This window comes from Rhodococcus sp. LMD (assembly GCF_056108245.1).
Window position 1 is genome coordinate 218,250 of record NZ_CM148557.1, and the last position, 16,289, is coordinate 234,538.

Annotated in this window: 16 protein-coding genes; 9 read left to right on the forward strand and 7 right to left on the reverse strand. The window is 73.1% G+C overall.

The window, feature by feature from the left end; genetic code table 11:
- Positions 1-2 precede the first annotated feature (2 nt).
- Positions 3-929 (reverse strand): LLM class F420-dependent oxidoreductase, encoded by a 927-nt coding sequence (locus ACWPQI_RS00980; RefSeq protein WP_040271482.1) that lies wholly within the window; start codon positions 927-929, stop codon positions 3-5.
- Positions 930-1,439: 510 nt separating this feature from the next.
- On the opposite strand from ACWPQI_RS00980, the gene ACWPQI_RS00985 reads away from it, so the two are divergent.
- The 4 genes from ACWPQI_RS00985 to ACWPQI_RS01000 are packed head-to-tail and all read left to right on the forward strand — an operon-like array spanning position 1,440 to position 4,455.
- Complete coding sequence (locus ACWPQI_RS00985; RefSeq protein ID WP_017682051.1) at positions 1,440-1,781, forward strand: rhodanese-like domain-containing protein; 342 nt, start codon at positions 1,440-1,442, stop codon at positions 1,779-1,781.
- The gene (locus ACWPQI_RS00990; RefSeq protein WP_474738603.1) at positions 1,781-2,761 is read left to right on the forward strand and encodes a DUF4328 domain-containing protein; all 981 of its coding nucleotides are present in this window, start codon (positions 1,781-1,783) and stop codon (positions 2,759-2,761) included. Before ACWPQI_RS00985 ends, ACWPQI_RS00990 begins: the two co-directional genes overlap by 1 nt.
- The gene (locus ACWPQI_RS00995; protein ID WP_040271399.1) at positions 2,758-3,531 is read left to right on the forward strand and encodes a glycerophosphodiester phosphodiesterase; all 774 of its coding nucleotides are present in this window, start codon (positions 2,758-2,760) and stop codon (positions 3,529-3,531) included. The genes ACWPQI_RS00990 and ACWPQI_RS00995 overlap by 4 nt, the downstream gene beginning before the upstream one ends.
- Before the next feature lie 9 nt (positions 3,532-3,540).
- The gene (locus ACWPQI_RS01000) at positions 3,541-4,455 is read left to right on the forward strand and encodes a DUF5926 family protein (RefSeq protein WP_010595975.1); all 915 of its coding nucleotides are present in this window, start codon (positions 3,541-3,543) and stop codon (positions 4,453-4,455) included.
- 39 nt (positions 4,456-4,494) lie between these two features.
- Here the strand turns inward: ACWPQI_RS01000 and ACWPQI_RS01005 are convergent, their stop codons facing one another.
- Entirely contained in the window at positions 4,495-5,727 is a 1,233-nt protein-coding gene (locus tag ACWPQI_RS01005) for an LCP family protein (protein WP_230831761.1), read from the reverse strand.
- A 148-nt stretch (positions 5,728-5,875) separates the two neighbouring features.
- The gene (locus ACWPQI_RS01010; RefSeq protein ID WP_040271487.1) at positions 5,876-6,679 is read right to left on the reverse strand and encodes a CPBP family intramembrane glutamic endopeptidase; all 804 of its coding nucleotides are present in this window, start codon (positions 6,677-6,679) and stop codon (positions 5,876-5,878) included.
- Between the two features lie 269 nt (positions 6,680-6,948).
- On the opposite strand from ACWPQI_RS01010, the gene ACWPQI_RS01015 reads away from it, so the two are divergent.
- Positions 6,949-7,218, forward strand: a complete 270-nt coding sequence (locus ACWPQI_RS01015; RefSeq protein ID WP_006944638.1) for a hypothetical protein — start codon at positions 6,949-6,951, stop codon at positions 7,216-7,218.
- Between the two features lie 91 nt (positions 7,219-7,309).
- Here ACWPQI_RS01015 and ACWPQI_RS01020 read toward each other — a convergent pair whose 3' ends face one another.
- Positions 7,310-10,345 carry a Kelch repeat-containing protein gene (locus ACWPQI_RS01020; RefSeq protein WP_191902659.1) on the reverse strand — a complete coding sequence of 1,012 codons (3,036 nt, stop codon included), beginning with the start codon at positions 10,343-10,345 and terminating at the stop codon, positions 7,310-7,312.
- Positions 10,346-10,410: 65 nt separating this feature from the next.
- Positions 10,411-11,217 (reverse strand): DUF2470 domain-containing protein, encoded by an 807-nt coding sequence (locus ACWPQI_RS01025; RefSeq protein WP_140188172.1) that lies wholly within the window; start codon positions 11,215-11,217, stop codon positions 10,411-10,413.
- A 106-nt stretch (positions 11,218-11,323) separates the two neighbouring features.
- Between ACWPQI_RS01025 and ACWPQI_RS01030 the strand changes: the two genes are divergently transcribed.
- The 4 genes from ACWPQI_RS01030 (at position 11,324) to ACWPQI_RS01045 (ending at position 14,422) form a co-directional block, all read left to right on the forward strand.
- On the forward strand, positions 11,324-11,998 hold the full coding sequence (locus tag ACWPQI_RS01030; RefSeq protein WP_040271488.1) for a hypothetical protein: 675 nt from the start codon (positions 11,324-11,326) through the stop codon (positions 11,996-11,998).
- An 85-nt stretch (positions 11,999-12,083) separates the two neighbouring features.
- On the forward strand, positions 12,084-12,998 hold the full coding sequence (gene pheA, locus ACWPQI_RS01035) for a prephenate dehydratase (protein WP_119699296.1): 915 nt from the start codon (positions 12,084-12,086) through the stop codon (positions 12,996-12,998).
- On the forward strand, positions 12,995-13,750 hold the full coding sequence (locus ACWPQI_RS01040) for a histidine phosphatase family protein (RefSeq protein ID WP_474738604.1): 756 nt from the start codon (positions 12,995-12,997) through the stop codon (positions 13,748-13,750). Before pheA ends, ACWPQI_RS01040 begins: the two co-directional genes overlap by 4 nt.
- Before the next feature lie 24 nt (positions 13,751-13,774).
- The gene (locus ACWPQI_RS01045; protein ID WP_010595983.1) at positions 13,775-14,422 is read left to right on the forward strand and encodes a TetR/AcrR family transcriptional regulator; all 648 of its coding nucleotides are present in this window, start codon (positions 13,775-13,777) and stop codon (positions 14,420-14,422) included.
- Between the two features lie 9 nt (positions 14,423-14,431).
- Here the strand turns inward: ACWPQI_RS01045 and ACWPQI_RS01050 are convergent, their stop codons facing one another.
- Together ACWPQI_RS01050 and ACWPQI_RS01055 are read right to left on the reverse strand one after the other, a co-directional pair.
- Entirely contained in the window at positions 14,432-15,214 is a 783-nt protein-coding gene (locus ACWPQI_RS01050; RefSeq protein WP_017681564.1) for an enoyl-CoA hydratase, read from the reverse strand.
- A gap of 31 nt (positions 15,215-15,245) precedes the next feature.
- Positions 15,246-16,214 (reverse strand): NADPH:quinone oxidoreductase family protein, encoded by a 969-nt coding sequence (locus tag ACWPQI_RS01055; protein ID WP_040271412.1) that lies wholly within the window; start codon positions 16,212-16,214, stop codon positions 15,246-15,248.
- Positions 16,215-16,289: the final 75 nt, after the last annotated feature.

The following is a 16,289-nucleotide window of genomic DNA, read 5'->3' on the forward strand; positions in this document are numbered from 1 at the left end:
CGTCACACCTGCGGCATGACCTCCCGCGCCACCAGTTCGAGGTGGTCGAGGTCGGCCAGATCCAGCACCTGCAGGTAGATGCGCTGCGACCCGGCCTCGGCGTAGCGGCCGATCTTGTCGATCACCTCGGCGGGGGTGCCGGCGAGGCCGTTCTCCCGCAGCTCGTCCACCTCGCGTCCGATCCGACCGGCGCGGCGGGCGATCTCCGCCTCGTCGCGACCGCAGCACAGCACGAGCGCGGTGGAGTACGTCAGCTCGGTGGGGTCGCGGTCGGCCGCGCGGCACGCCTCCTGCACCCGCGCGAACTGGGCCGCGGTCGCCTCCACCGACTGGAACGGGATGTTGAATTCGTCCGCGTACCGGGCGGCGAGGGCCGGGGTGCGGCGCTTGCCCCCGCCGCCGATCACGATCGGCGGACCGGAACGCTGGTGCGGCTTGGGCAGCGCCGGCGAATCGACGATGCGGTGGTGCGCCCCCTCGTAGGAGAAGGTCTCGCCCACGGGCGTCTGCCACAGGCCGGTGATCACGGCGAGGGACTCCTCCAGCTTGTCGAAGCGCTCCTTCAGCGACGGGAACGGGATCCCGTAGGCGAGGTGCTCCTCCTCGTACCAGCCGGCGCCCAGACCGAAGTCGACCCGCCCGCCGCTCATCGCGTCGACCTGTGCGACGGAGATCGCGAGGGGGCCGGGGTGGCGGAACGTCGCGGAGGTCACCAGCGTGCCCAACCGGATCGTGGAGGTCTCCCGCGCCAGGCCGGCCAGCGTGATCCACGCGTCGGTCGGACCGGGCAGGCCGGCGGAGTTCATCGCGAGATAGTGGTCGGAACGGAAGAACGCCCCGTAGCCGAGCCGCTCGGCCGTCTGCGCGACGGCGAGCAGGTCCTCGTAGGTGGCACCCTGCTGAGGTTCGGTGAAGATCCGTAGTTCCATGCCGTCGATCATTTCAGCTCGACGAAGACGACGTGGGTCTGCGCCGCACCGACGTTCTCGCCGGAACGGACCTGTGCGGGAGGACGCCCTCCTCGGACGCAACCGATCCTCCTTATCGGGCCGTCGCCGAGGCCCTCTCGCGCAAGCACGGGCGTGCGGGGGAGGTGGACGACGCGGCGCGATCTTCGCGGTGCCGTCGCCGGAGACCTACGAGCTGTGCGTGGTGGTGCAGAAGATGTCTGTGGTGCAGAAGATGTCTGTGGGGCAATGGATGACGTGGGTGCGTCGTCATCTCACCGCCGAAATGTTCCCGGAGTGAGGCGATGTGCGGCTGTGGAAACTGTGCCTTCTGTGGATGAAGCTGTGGAAACTGTGGATAACTCCCGCGCGGAGGCATTTTCACGCGGCGCCGGTGGAGCCCGGGAATCGGACGGGTTCCAGTTCTGCGGGGTCGCGGCGGGATGCCGGTGCTCGCTGCATACGCCCCGGCGGCGTGCCAGTATTGACGATGTGAGCTTCTCCGACGTGCCCACCGTCACCGTCTCGGACGTGCCGCCGATCGGCCCCGACGTCGTACTGCTCGACGTACGCGAATCCGACGAATGGGACCTCGGGCACGCTCCCGGGGCTCTGCACATCCCCATGAGCGACGTTCCCGCCCGCCTGGACGAGATCGACATCGACGCCGAGGTGTACGTCGTGTGCCGCCAGGGAGGACGCTCACTCGCCGTCGTCGAATACCTGTCCCACGTCGGCTACGAGGCCATCCAGGTCCACGGCGGAATGGTGTCCTGGCAGCAGAACGGACTGCCCCTCACCGCCGACGGCGACACCCCGGCGAAGATCTATTGATGGCTGCCTACCAGATCTGCGTCCGCTGCGGGCACCGCTGGCCCGTGTCCTGGCAGCCCCGGCAGTGGTGCCCGGGCTGCCGGGGCCTGCTGCTGTCCCCCGACGACACCGCCGCCCCCGTGCCGCCGGGGCGCCGCAACTTCCGCTGGGTCGCACGGCCGCCGCAGACCCGGTCCGCCGCGGACCGGCCCCGGCGCCGGTCCGCGGGACCTACCCCGCACTACCGGGAGGTACCGCGCTGGGGCCTCGCCGACCCGCGTCCGGCCGACGAACCGACGGAACCGTCGCGGGAGGACGCCCTCGTCGACCTCGCGCCGACGCTCCTCGCGGGCGCGGCCGTCGTCTTCGGCCTCGCCGCGGTCGCCGAGGCGATCCGGTACGGGCTGCTGCTGTACAACCGCACGCGCCTCGTGGATCCCCTCGCTCTCGCCGCCTCCGACGCCCTGGTGTGGGCCACCCAGCTGTGCGGACCCGCCGTCGCCCTCGCCGCGGGTGTCGCGGCGACGCTGCGCCTGATCCGGGTGCGGCGACAACTGTTCGCCGCCCGCGGACTCGCCGACCCGCGCAGCCGGCTGTCGCTGCTGCTCGGCTGCCTCGTGCCCGGAGTGAACCTCGCGATGCCCGGGGTCTTTCTCACCGAGGTCACCGGTCCCGGCGACCCGCGGCTACGACGAGCCGTGCGGACGTGGTGGGTGCTGTGGGTGCTCGGCGGCGTGCTGTTCGTCGTCAACGTGCTGTGGCGGCAGCGGGATGCCCTGCAGGCGCAGGCCGACGGCGTGCTGCTCGCCGCCGTGACCGCGGCCCTCGCCGCGGCCGTCGCCGTCGCGGCCCTGCACGTCGTGCGGCTGTTCGACGACCACGATCTGCGCGGCCGTCCCCGTCGCCTGCCCCGCCGCACCGTGGCGACCGGCCCGAAATCCGAACCCATCGCTCCGATCGAACCGGTCGGCGCCCGCACCGACGAGGTGGTGGCCTCGTGACCGCGGGCTGGGAACCGCGCGTCGTCGCCCACCGGGGGGCCTCCGCCGCCAAGGCCGAGCACACCCTCGCGGCCTACGAACTGGCGCTGCAGGAAGGCGCCGACGGCCTCGAATGCGACGTACGGCTGACCCGCGACGGGCATCTGGTGTGCGTCCACGACCGCACCGTCGACCGCACCTCCAACGGGAGCGGCATGGTGAGCGAGATGACCCTCGCCCAGCTCGAGGAACTCGACTACGGCACCCCCGGCGAGCCGGCGCGGCTGCTGACGCTGCGGCAGCTGATCGAGCTGACGCTCGATTGGACCAGCCGGCCCGTCAAGCTGTTCGTCGAGACGAAGCATCCCGTGCGCTACGGCGGTCTCGTGGAGGCGAAACTCCTCGCCGAACTGGCGCGCTTCCGGCTCGCCACCCCCGCCTCCGCGGACTTCTCCCGCGTCGTCGTGATGTCGTTCTCCGCGGCCGCGGTGTGGCGGGTGCGCAGGTCGGCGCCGTTGCTGCCGACGGTGCTCCTCGGCGACACGTCGCGCTATCTCGGGGGCAGTGCCGCCACCACCGTCGGTGCCACGGCGATCGGCCCGTCGATCTTCACGCTGCGCCAGCATCCCGAACTCGTCGACAAGGCGGCCGCCGCGGGCCGCGCCACCTACTGCTGGACCGTCGACGATCCCGCCGACGTCGACCTGTGCCGCGACCTGGGCGTCGGCTGGGTGGCCACCAACCATCCGGGGCGCACCAAGCTTCGGCTCGGCGCTTCCCGCGGCGTGTAGTTTTGCGCCGTGGCCAAGAAGAGTAAGAGAAACAGCGGACCCAAGCCCGGCGGCAACCGCGCCGCGAAGCTCGAGCAGCGGCGGCTCGCCCGGGAGGCCGAGGCCGCCACGGTCACCCGGCCGTTCGAGGGTCTCGCCCTCGAATGCGACCTCGTGGCCCTGCGCGAATTCGTGCCGTCGGCGGTGTTCCCGTTGCCGACGAGAACCCCCGGCCGGGTCGTCCAGGCGGCCACGGTGCTGCCCGGCGCCGTCGCCGCCCTCGTCCGCGAGGAAGGGGACGAGACCGCCGCGTACATCGGGTTGCAGCTCGCCGCCGGCGGCCCCGACCCGGCCGCCGAACTCGGCGCCGCGCTCGCGTGGGCGCGGGACGCGGAGGCCGGCTCGTCCCTCGCCGTCGCCGAACCCGGGCCGGACCGGCCGCGCCTGCACGACCTGCTCGACGTCGACGTCGTCCCGGCGATCACCGTGCACCGGGACTTCGACTGGTGGATCCCCGAGGGCGTCGAGGTCTCGCCCGACGTCGCGAACACCGTCCGGCACGCCAACGACGCGATCATGCCGTCCGCGCGGCTCGAGGGTGAAGGACTCGTCGCCGCGTGGTGGGTCGACGCCGGGGAGAAGGCGCACCTGCGCTGGGTGCGGCCGGAGGACGAGGACGCGCTGATGGCCGCTCTCTCGCGGGTACACGCCGCGGGCGGGCTGCACCTGGGGGACGGTTCCCGGTTCGCCGGGTCGTTCCGCACCCACGGGCTGCTCGTGCCGGTGTTCGATCTCGATCCGGAGCGGCACCCGGACGAGTGGGTCGCACCCACCGCCGAGTTCGGTGCCCGGCTCGACGAGGCGCTGGCCGTGGACGCGCCGCTCACCGCCGCCGAACGGCGTTCCCGCGACGGCCTGCGCAGCCGTCAGGTCACCCTGCGCTGAACCTGCCCCCGGGGCGAGCGGCGCGACAGCCGGAACTGCTCACGACGGCGGCGTGAGCAGTTCCGGCGGGATCTGCTCGTCCCGGGCCAGGGCGTCGAAGAACGGGACGGCCCGCGACCGATCCCACACGAGCACGTTGCCGATCCCGGAGACGTCCTGGAAGCCGCCGACCGGGACGGTGGCGGTCACCGTCTCGCCCCGCATCGCCCATCCGAGCCGGGCCAGGTGCCACATGTGGTCGCCCTCGTCGACCCGCAGCGAACCGGCGACCCCGGAGGCCAGCGACCACATCCGCACCGGATTCAGCAGCGTACTCAGGCCGGTGGCCTTGCTCAGCAGGGCGGACATGAACAACCGCTGGTTGTTCATCCGGTCGAGGTCGGCCAGTGCCGTCGCGCGGGTACGCACGAAGCCGAGGGCCTGCGGACCGGTGAGTTCCTGGCATCCCGCCGGCAGGGAAATTCCCGCCAGCGGATCGTCGATGGCCTGCGGCAGGCACACGTCCACACCGCCGAGGTCGTCGACGATCGAGGCGAAGCCCCCGAACCCGATCTCGGCGTAGTGGTCGATGTGCACCCCGGTGGCGCCCTCGACGGTCTGCACCAGCAGCGACGGGCCACCCAGCGCGAACGACGCGTTCAGCTTGTCCTGGCCGTGACCGGGGACCGGGACGTACGAATCGCGGGGGAGGGACACCATCGTGGTGGGCCCGCCACCGCTGGGCACGTGGATCAGGATGACGGTGTCGGTGCGGTCCGGACCGGTCTCCCCGCCCGTCGCGAGCTCCTGCTCCTGCTCCGCGCTGAGGCCCGTGCGACTGTCGGAGCCCACCAGCAGCCAGTTGGTCCCCGTGGTGTCGCCGATGCGGTCGGGATAGTCGGCGAGCGCGTCGACGCGGGTGAGCTTCCCGTCGAGGTAGACGGCACCCGCACCGACGAGGGCGATCAGCACGAGCACGACGATCGCGGCGCGGCGCACGACGCGACGGGCGACGCCGGGCCGGCGGCGGGGGGCCGGTTCGGGCGCGGGCGGAGCGGGCCGGCGCCGCGGCGGGGGCGGCGACGGTGGGGGCGGTGACGGCGGGGGAGAGGCCGCGCGGCGCGGCTCGTCGTACCGCTCGGGAGTCTGGGTGGGCGCCCAGTCGCGCGGCTGCCTCGGGGGCTGCCTCGGCGGCTGCTGCCGCGGCGGGGGCGCCGGCGGCCGGTACTGCGGGGTGGGCGCCTGCGACCAGGCCTGCTGCGGGGCGGGGGGACGTCCGTCGCGGCGGATGATCTGCGGTCCCTCCGGCGACGGCGGCGGTGCCGGCCGGCCCATCGGCGCCGGTCGGCGCGGCGGCGGCATCTGCGGAGGCTGCCGCGGCGGCCGGGGTCGAGGGTCGGGATGGTCGCCGTTCACGACCTCCCAATGTACGCAGGCCGGGTCAGGGCAGCCAGGACACTTGCCCGCGAAGTGCCTGGTAACCGACAAATGCGACGCTGTCGATCAACGCGTGCGCCACCACCAGCGGCCACAGCTGCGACGTGCGCTGCCAGTACCGGCCGAACACCAGGCCCATCACGACGTTGCCGATCCCGCCTCCGACCCCCTGGTACAGGTGGTAGCTGCCGCGCAGCAGCGCCGACGCGAGCAGCGACGAGTTCTCCGACCAGCCGAGCTGCCGCAGCCGGGTGATCAGATACGCGACGACGAGGACCTCCTCGGCGGCGGAGTTGGCGATCGCCCACAGCACCAGCGCCGGCAGCCGCCACCAGTAGTCCTCGAGGGTGCTCGGGGCGACGGTGAGGTTGAGGCCCGCCGCGCGTGCCACCAGGTACAGGCCGAGACCTGGGATCCCGATGAGGGCCGCCAGCCCCACACCGGGCAGCAGGCCGCGCCGCACCTGGTCCCGGGCGAAACCGATCGCCCTCGGGCCGATGCCGCTGCGCCACAGCAGGTACACCCCGAGCGCCGCCCACGCCAGCAGCCGCACGATGCCGAGCAGCTGCCGGGCCAGGTCGATGAGCTGCTGCGACGAGCGGGGAACGTTCAGCGCGACGGTCTGGTCGGACAGCGGCGCCGGCGCCAGCGCGGACTCGAGCAGCGACAGCATCGACGACAGCCCGCTCAGACCGAAGGTGACGAGCAGGACGATGGTGATCTCGATCCACAGCGCGCGCCGGTCCGACGGATCGAGCGGTGCGGCCGGGCGGCGCGGGGGCGGGGTCAGCCAGGTGCGGATCGTCACGGTCGCGATTGTGCCGCGTCGCCGCAGACCGCTCACATCCTGATCCTGATCGCGTGATCGGGCGTGCGAAGGAACTGCTCGGCACAGGCACCATTTCCGAGACCGGGTTCGCGGCTCTCGAGGAGCGCACCCGACGGGCCGCGCGGCCCGACGTGCGCTGTGCGGGGTCCCTCCGGTCGGCCACGGTGGGCACCCATAGCAGCAGAAGTGTCGAAAAACGTTCGCCCCGATAATCATTCGCTGGCGAACTCGGAGTCTATGCTGTCGCCATGCTGCTCATCGGAATCCTTGTGTTCGGGATGGTCGTCGGCGCCGCGGCCCAGTTGCTGCTGGGCAGGTCGGCGGGACGGATCGATTGGACCCTCGCCTTCGCTGCCGGGCTCGCCGGGTCGTTCGTAGGCGGGCTGCTCGTCAGTCTCCTGGCCGGCGACGGATTGTCGCTACGACCGAGCGGGATCATCGGCTCGCTCGTGGGGGCGTTGCTCGTCACCGGGGCGGTGGGCTGGTGGCGGGCGCGTTCCGCCACGCCGAAGCCGTGACCCGCGGAATGCGGGCACGGAGCGGTAGAGGCGGTGTGTCTTTCGGGCGGCTGGGGCAGCCCAAAGGGCACACGGGCCGCGGAGCGGCCTGTCACCAGAAGTCGAGTGCCTCCGCGAGCGCGGTGGACTGGGCGTGGGTGGGCCGCTGCGCACCGTCGACGGCGTAGACGGTGGTGCCGACGGTCGCGACGACGAGACCGTGCCGGGCGACGCCCAACGGTGGCAGCTCGGACCAGGTGCCGGTGATCAGGTCGAACGCTTCGACGTCGGCGAGGACGCGGGTGGGTTCCTCGCCCCCGGCGGCGACGATGCGGCCGTCGAGATGGGTGACGCCGAGCCCGCCGCGCGGGGTGGGCATGTCGGGTAGCGCGGTCCAGGTGTCGGTGCCGGGGTCGTACCGTTCGACGGTGGCGACGTTCTTGTCGGCGGCCAGGTCCCGGCCGCCCACCGCGTAGGCGTAGGTGCCGTCGGTGGTGGCCGCGAGGTGCTCGCGTGGGGTGGGCAGGTCGGCGACGGTGCTCCAGCTGCTGCCGTCGTACACGTCGGTGGTGGTGAGGAGGGTGTCGTCGGCCTGGCCGCCGAACACGTAGATCCGGTCCCCGATGGTGACGGCGGCCCCGGCGGCACGGGCCTGCGGCATGGCGGGCAGTTCGGCCCACTCGCCGCCGCGCAGCGCGAACACCCGATCGGACGGCCGCGCGGTGAGATCGGCGCCCTCCGGCACCCATCCACCGAGCACCACCAGTTCGTCCGCATACTCGACGGCCATCGCGTGGTTGAGCGGAAGAGGGAGATCGGGTCCCACCTTCCACGTGTCGATCGCCGGGTCGTAGCCCTCGACCCGGGCCGTGGACCCGTTGTTGTCGAGACCGCCGAGAACCCACACGGTGCCGTCGGCGACGGCGGCCGCGGTCTGCTGGCGGGCGGTCGGGGCGTCACGCAGCTGCCGCCACGCCGGGCCGGGCTGGACGCGGCGCGGCGGGATCTGCAGCGCCTCGGTGACGGAGGTCGACTCGGCGTGGGTGGGTTCGGTGGCGCCGTCGATGGCGTAGACGGTGTCGCCGACCGCGCCGAGGGCCAGCCCGTGCCGCGGCGTCCGCAGGTCCGGTAGCTCGGACCAGGTGCCGGTGGTCAGGTCGAACGCTTCGACGTCGGCGAGGACGCGGGTGGGTTCCTCGCCGCCGGCGGCGACGATGCGGCCGTCGATGTAGGTGGCACCGAGCCCGCCGCGCGGGGTGGGCATGTCGGGCAGGGCGGTCCACGATCCGGTGGTGGGGTCGAAGCGTTCGACGGTGGCGACGTTCTTGTCGGCGGCCAGGTCCCGGCCGCCGAGCGCGTAGGCGTAGGTGCCGTCGGTCGCGGCCGCGAGGTGCTCGCGTGGGGTGGGCAGGTCGGCGACCGTGCTCCAGGCGGTGCCGTCGAACACGTCGGTGGGACGGATCAGGGTGTCGTCGGCCTGGCCGCCGAACACGTAGATCCGGTCCCCGATGGTGACGGCGGCCCCGGCGGCACGGGCGCGGGGCATCGGCGGCATCTCCACCCATTCGCCGTTGCGGACGGCGAAGACCCGGTTCGACGCGGTGGCGGTGAGGTCGGGTCCGTCCGGGATCCAGCCGCCGAGGACGACGGGCACGCCGTCCCACGTGACGGCCATCGCGTGGTTGAGCGGGATCGGCAGGTCCGGTCCGGACTTCCAGGTGTCGATGGCCGGGTCGTAGCCCTCGTGGGCAGGGGAGGAGCCGGAGTCGTCCAGGCCGCCGAACACCCACACGGTGCCGTCGGCGACGGTGGCGGCGGTCTGCTGGCGGGCGGTGGGCGCGTCCCGCAGCGGTCGCCACCCGGCGGTCGGGGCGACCTCGGTGGTCTCGCCTGCCGCGGCGGTCCCGGCGTCGCCGGCCTGCCGGGTCGCCACGAAGACGGCCGTGGCCGCGACGGCGAGCAGCGCGACGGCGAGCACGGCGAGCAGCACCGGCAGCCGCGCGGTTCGTCGCGCGGGTGACTCGCCCGGACGCGGCGGACCGGACGACGGGGGCCCGGACCGCGGTGGGGGGCCGGACGACGGTGGTGGGCCGTTCGGTCGGGGTGGGGCGGACCCCGGGGAGACCGCGGTGACCGTGGCAGGCGCGGCTGTGCCGGGCCCGGTACCGCCGGGGCCGGTGCTGCCGGGCCCGGCTGTGACAGGTCCGACGAGAGGGTGCCGGCCCGTCGGCTGGTCGTGGAACCGCGACTCGCCCGGCAGGGCCATGTCGTCGACGTGACGGCCGTGCCGGGCCTGGACCTGCTGCAACTCGCGGCCGAAGTCGGCGGCCGTGGCGGGCCGGCGGGCCGGATCCACCGACATGGCGTGCTCGATGGCGGTGCACACGTCGTCGGGGATGCCGTGGGGGCGCAGATCCGGGATGGGCTGGCTGGTGATGCGCAGGAACTGGGCGATGATCTCCTCGCCCGTGCGTCGCTCGAACGCGGCGCGGCCGGTGATGAGGGCGAACATGGCGGCGCCGAGGCCGTAGATGTCCGAGGCGGGGGTGGGGGGTTTGCCCTCGAGCACCTCGGGGGCGGTGAACGCGAGCGATCCGGTGAAGGCGCCGGTGGCGGTTTCGAAACCGCCGGCGATGCGGGCGATACCGAAGTCGGTGAGCTGTGGCTCGCCGTACTCGGTGACGAGGATGTTGGCGGGCTTGACGTCGCGGTGCAGGGTGCCGGCGCGGTGGGCGGTCTCGAGGGCGCCGGCGAGCTTGACCCCGACGCGCACGACGTCCCACCACGGCATCGGACCGTCGCGGCGGACCCGCACCGCGAGCGAGTCGTTGGGGTGGTACGGCATCACGATGTAGGGCCTGCCGGTGGAGGTGACGCCCACCTGGAGGATGTTGACGATGTTCGGGTGGCCGGACAGTCCGCCCATCGCGAAGCCCTCGCGCAGGAACCGTTCGCGGTTCTCGGCGTCGAGGTCGGAGGAGAGCACCTTGATCGCGACGGTGCGTCCGAGGGAGCGTTGCCGGCACCGATAGACCACACCGAAGCCGCCTCGGCCGACGACGAGGGCATCGTCGAATCCCGCCGCGGCGAGTTCGGCCGCGATCCCCTGCCCGGCGGGACGGGTGGCTTCCGGATCGAAATCGGCCATGATTCGCGGCTTTCGACATGCGACGCACTGCTGACTCGAGGATACCGCCGAAGCGGGCGGGAAGATCAGTGCCTGGCGCGCAGCCCGTTGGCGAAGGGGCAGCCGACGAGGCGGCGCAGGGCGCGGCCGAGGGACTCGGCGTCGTCGGCGGGTTCGGGGAACGGAATCCGCACGTCGTGGTCGCCGCGGCCGGACTCGAGCCGCAGGCGCAGGCCGTAGCGGTCCAGGCCGAGGGGCCGGATGCGGCCACGCCGCTCGGCGGCGGGAATGTGCCGGGCGATGCGGTGGACGAGGTCGCCGTGGTCCTGCTCGAGGTGCTCGAGCCAGGCGGACTCGACGGCGGCGAACGGGTCCGGGGCGGCGGCGAGGACGTCGGCGACCTCGACGGCCTCGGCGCCGGTGGTGTCGGCGGCGACGACGGATGTGAGCCGCAGACGCAGCAGTTCGGCGCGGTGCCCGACGTCGAGCAGCGCGGGGTGCGGGAGGGTCGCGGCGATGTCGGCGGCGAGCCGCCGGGGCTCGGCGACGGTGTGTGCGGTGCCGCGGAGCCAGATGAGCGAGCGGACGGGGTTGCGCAGGCGCAGCGGCGAATGGTCGGTCAGCTCGAGCACGGCGTGCAGACCCGCGGCGCCCCGTTGCCAGGTCAGCGCGACGGCGGCACAGTCGTCGGGGACGACGACGAGCAGGTCGCCGTCGCTGTGCAGGTGGTGCAGCACCGTGGTCACGGGCGCGGCTCCGTCGGTAGCGAGTACGGCGGAGCCGGTGGCGAGTACGGCAGAGCCGGTGGCGAGCACGGCGGAGCCGGCACGGACGATGGCGGTGCGGACGGTCTCGGCGGTCGAGGGTGCGGGAAGGGCGGTGGTGGCCGGCATCGGATCCTCCTCGATTAGTAGGTGAGGCAAACCTAAGTCATGGTGACCGGGGTCGCAACCTCCCGGCGACTAACCTGAGGAGGTGCCCATCCCGCTCACGCTCGGAATGCCGCCGTCCCGCGAGGAGCCCCGCGGCCTGCTCACCGCCCTGCTCACCCGCCGGCACCCGACCCTCGCCGACGCACTCGCCGCCCCCGCCCACACCGCGATCGGCGACCCCGTCGTGCCGGTGTCCGCGCTGACCGAGGCCTTCGCCGGGAGCGCCGCCACGCTGCGGATCGTCGGTGAACTCGACGTCGCACCCGAACGCCTGTCCGGCCTGCATCCGGTCCCGGTCCGCTACCAGCTCGACTGCCCCGCGGAAGAGCTCGACGTGGCGCTCGCGATCGCCGTCCCCGCCCCCCTGACCGTCTACGTCGACGCCGGTGACCTGCCCGAGACGGCCCGCGCGCTCGTCGGTGCCGGGCACAGCCCCGGCCTGCCCGCCGGGCGCGAGGCGGGGGAGGTCGCCGACTTCCTGTCCGTCCTCGCCCACGCCGGCACCGGCTTCGCCGCGCGCGCCCGCGACGCCGACGAGGTGCTCGCCCTGCTCGCCGCCACCGTCGCCGCCCTGCGCGGCGACGACGTGCGCGCCGCGCTCGCCGCACCCGACCCCGCCCGGCTGACCCGGCTGATCCCCGAGGCCGCGGCCGCGGTGCGCGAGATCCTGCTCGCCGTCGAGGTCGACGACCCGCCGGCCGTCGCGCGGGACCTCGCCGGCCTCGGCCTGCCGCCGCGATGATTCCGTTTGCCCTGACGACGTTTGCCGGGACGACGTTTGCCGTGACGACAGGGTCCGGACGAATTCGGTGCGTACCCTTCTAGGCGTGCCACGCATCGCCTACTTCGGTCCCACCGGAACCTTCACGGAGATGGCCCTCGCCCGGTTCGAGGATGCCGGAACCTTCGACGGTCCGGTCGAGCGGGTGTCGGCCGCCAGCCCGCCCGCGGCGCTGCAACTCGTGCGCGACGGCGCGGTCGACGCTGCCGTGGTGCCGATCGAGAGCTCGGTGGAGGGTTCCGTGCCCCCCACGATGGATGCCCTCGCGGTGGGCCCGCGCCTGCAGATCGTGGCCGAGACCGAGCTGGACGTGGCCTTCACCGTCGTGGCCCGGCCCGGCGTCACGCTCGGCGAGGCCCGCACCGTGCACGCCTATCCGGTGGCCGCCGCACAGGTGCGCCAGTGGATCGCCGACCACATGCCGCAGGCCGAGGTGGTGACCGCCTCGTCCAACGCCGGGGCCGCCGAGGACGTCGCGGCCGGCAAGGCCGACGCGGGCGTGTCCACCGCGCTGGCCGGGCAGCGACTCGGCCTGCAGGTCCTCGCCGACAGCGTCGCCGATCACTCCGGCGCCCGCACCCGCTTCGTGCTGGCCACCCGGCCCGCCGCCACCCCGGCCCGCACCGGCGTCGACCGCACCTCGGTGATCCTGCAGCTGCCCAACGAGCCGGGCTCCCTCGTGCGGGCCATGACCGAGTTCGCCACCCGCGGCATCGACCTCACCCGGATCGAGTCCCGTCCCACCCGTCAGGAATACGGGACCTACTTCTTTCACTTGGACTGTGTCGGCCACATCGACGACGCGCTCGTCGCCGAGGCGCTCAAGGCGCTGCACCGCTTCGCGCAGGTGCGGTTCCTCGGCTCCTGGGCGGCGGTGTCCCAGCACGGTGTGGCCCCGGTGTCGGACGAAGAGGATGCGCGGTGGCTGCAACGGCTGCGGCGCGGGGAGGAAGAGCGTTGAGCGGCCGATTGATCCTGGTGCGGCACGGACAGACGGTGGCGAACGTCGCGCGTCGCCTCGACACCAAACTGCCGGGCGCCGAACTGACCGAGCTCGGCGTCGCGCAGGCCCGCACCCTCGGGCGGGGGTTCGCGCAGCAGCCGCCGACGGCATTGTTCGCCTCGCAGGCCCTGCGCGCCCGGCAGACCGCCGAGCACGTCGAACTCGCCGCGCGGGTGACCACCGTCGTCCGCGAAGGCCTGCACGAGGTGCAGGTCGGGGAGCTCGAGGACCGCAGCGACGAGGAATCCCACACGCTGTTCATGAAGGTGTACGAGTCCTGGCACACCGGCGACCTGCGCGACCGGGTGCCGGGCGGTGAATCGGGCATGGACGTCCTGGACCGCTACCTGCCGGTGGTCGAGTCGGTGCGGGCCGACTATCTCGACAGCGGTTCGGGGGACGTCGTGGTGGTCAGCCACGGTGCCGCGATCCGCCTCGTCGCCGCCCACCTCGGCCGGGTGCCGGGCAGCTTCGCGACCAGCAACCACCTCGCCAACACCGAGAGCGTCGAGCTGGTCCCGCTGCCGGGTGGCGGCTGGGAGTGCGTCCGCTGGGGCACCTTCCAGGGGCCGTTCCACGACACCGGGCGCGCCGGCGCCGACGATCCGATGGGCAGAGTTCGCCCCCACCGTCCGCCCTGGAAGCGCCCGGACGCGGAGGCGTCCCGGGTGCTGCCGGCGCACGGGTATCCTCGAGCCGTCCGAACGTAGCGATCGATAGGTTGGGTACGGCACATGGGAACTTCCACCGACGGCACCGTCGCGGACGGTGTCGCTGGGCCGGACTGGCGACGTCTCGAGCCGATGGAGCTGACTCCCATCCTCTCCGCGGCGCTCGATGCGTTCTACGAGACCGGGTTCCACGGCACCTCCGTGCGGGAGATCGCCCGCCGGGTGGGCGTCACCGTGCCCGCCCTGTACTACCACCACGAGAACAAGGAAGGCCTGCTCATCGCGCTGCTCGAGCTCTCGACGAGTGACGTGATGGCGCGCGCCTACGCCGCGGACGCCGACGGCGGCGACGACCCGGTGCAGCGGCTCGCCAATGCCGTCGAGGCGATCGTGCTGCGCATGACGAACCGTCCCCGACTCGCCGCGCTCGAGGGCGAGGTGCGCTACCTCAGTCCCGAGAACCGGCAGCGTTACCGCGCGGTGCGCAAGGAGATCGAGAAGCTCGTCCTCGAGATCGTCGAGGACGGGACCCGGCGCGGGGTGTTCGACGTCGAGGACCCGGCCGAGACCACCCGCGCGTTGCTGGGCATGTGCCAGTCCATCCCGCGGTGGTATCACCGCGAGGGCTCCCTGACTCCGGAAGAGGTGGCGCGCAAGTACGTCGCGATCGCCCTCAAGACGGTCGGCGCCACCCCCGCCTCGACGTCCTGACGGGCCGGCTCAGCTCCGCCCGAACACCGCCGTCCGCTTCTCCTGGAAGGCGCTCACGCCCTCGTGGAAGTCCGCGGACGCCAGCAGCTCGAGCTGGCCGGCTCGTTCGCGGCCGAACGCGTTGTCGAGCTCGCCGAGGGTCGCGTCGTTGATCGCGTCCTTCGTGGAACGGAAGGCCTCGACGGGGCCGGCGGCGAGCCGGGCGGCGAGCGCATCGACGGCGGCGGCGAAACCGTCGTCGGGGTACACCTCGGCGATCAGGCCGGCCGCGAGGGCCTCGCTCGCGGGCAGCCGTTCCGCGAGCAGCGCCATCTTCAGCGCCCGGGCCCGACCGATCGACGCGGCGACGAGTGCCGTCGCGCCGCCGTCGGGCATGAGGCCGATGCGGGTGAAGGCGAGCAGCAGGTAGGCCGACTCCGCCGCGACGGTGAGATCGCAGCCCAGTGCGAGGGACACACCGACACCGGCAGCGGGACCGTTGACGGCGCCGACGACCGGCCGCGGGAAAGCGCGGATCGCGGCGACGGTGCGGTTGGCCGCGTCGATGGTCTCGGCCGACGGCGGCGCGGACAGGTCCTTGCCGGCGAGGTCGGCACCGGTGCAGAACGCGCGGCCGGTACCGGTGAGGACCGCGACGCGCACGGCGTCGTCGCCGGCGTGCTTCTCGAAGGCGTCGGCGACGGCCTCGAGGGTGGCGGCGGTGACGGCGTTCATCCGGGCGGGCCGGTCGAGGGTGATACGCAGGATGCCGTCGTCGACGGTCACGTCGAGACCGATCGGGTCGATGGTCATGGGTCCTCCGGGGGTCGGGTGCTCGGGACGATCAGGGGCGCAGGTTCAGGGCGACCTTGCCGGTCGCGGTCCGGTCGGCGAGCGACCGCAGCGCCTCGGCGGCATGCGTCATGGGGTGGACGGTGGGCTCGGGGACCAGCAGGGCCCCGGAGCGCAGCAGCGGTTCGAGCTGCGCCCATTGGCGGGCGGTGTAGCCGGGGAAGGTGCGCACGTACTCGCCCCATCCGGCGCCGAGGACCGAGATGTTGTTGAGCAGCAGGCGGTTGACCTTGACGGTGGGGATCTCGCCGCCGGTGAAGCCGAGGACCACCAGGCGTCCGTTCGGTGCCAGGCTACGCAGGCTGTCGGTGAACCGGTCCCCGCCGACGGGGTCGAGGACGATGTCGACCCCGAGGCCGCCGGTGAGCTCGAGGACCCGGTCCTTGAAGCCGTCCGCGAGGACGGTGTGGGTGGCGCGGTTGGCCTTCGCGACCGCCGCCTTCTCCGCGGTGCTCACCACCGCGACGGTCTCGAGGCCGAGGGCGGCCGCGACGTGCAGGGCGGCGACGCCGACACCGCCCGCGGCGCCGTGCACGAGCACCGTGTCGCCGGCGCGGTACCGGGCGCGTTCGTCGAGCGCGAAGTGGACGGTGAGATAGTTCATGAGGAACCCGGCGCCCGCGGTCAGGGACACCGAATCGGGAAGCGGGAACACCGATTCCGGGGCCACCGCGACGGTCTGCTGCCACGCGCCGGCGGCGGCGAGCACGGCGACCCGCTGTCCCGGTGTCAGGCCGCTGTCCGCCGGCGCGGAGCGCACGACGCCGGCCCCTTCGACACCGAGCACACACGGCAGGGGGCGCACGACCTGGTAGCCGGCGGTGGTCTGCAACAGGTCCGGGAACGAGACTCCGGCGGCGTGGAGATCGACGAGGACGCTGCCGTGCGGGTCGGGTTCGGGCACGTCCACGAGCCGCACGCCCTCGGGTCCGGTTCTGTCGATCAACTGCACGGCCTGCATGGGCTCTCCTGCCGTCCTTGTGGCCGAGCGGGTTTCGGTGCTCCGCGGCCCGGTGATCGCGTACCGCTCATCCAT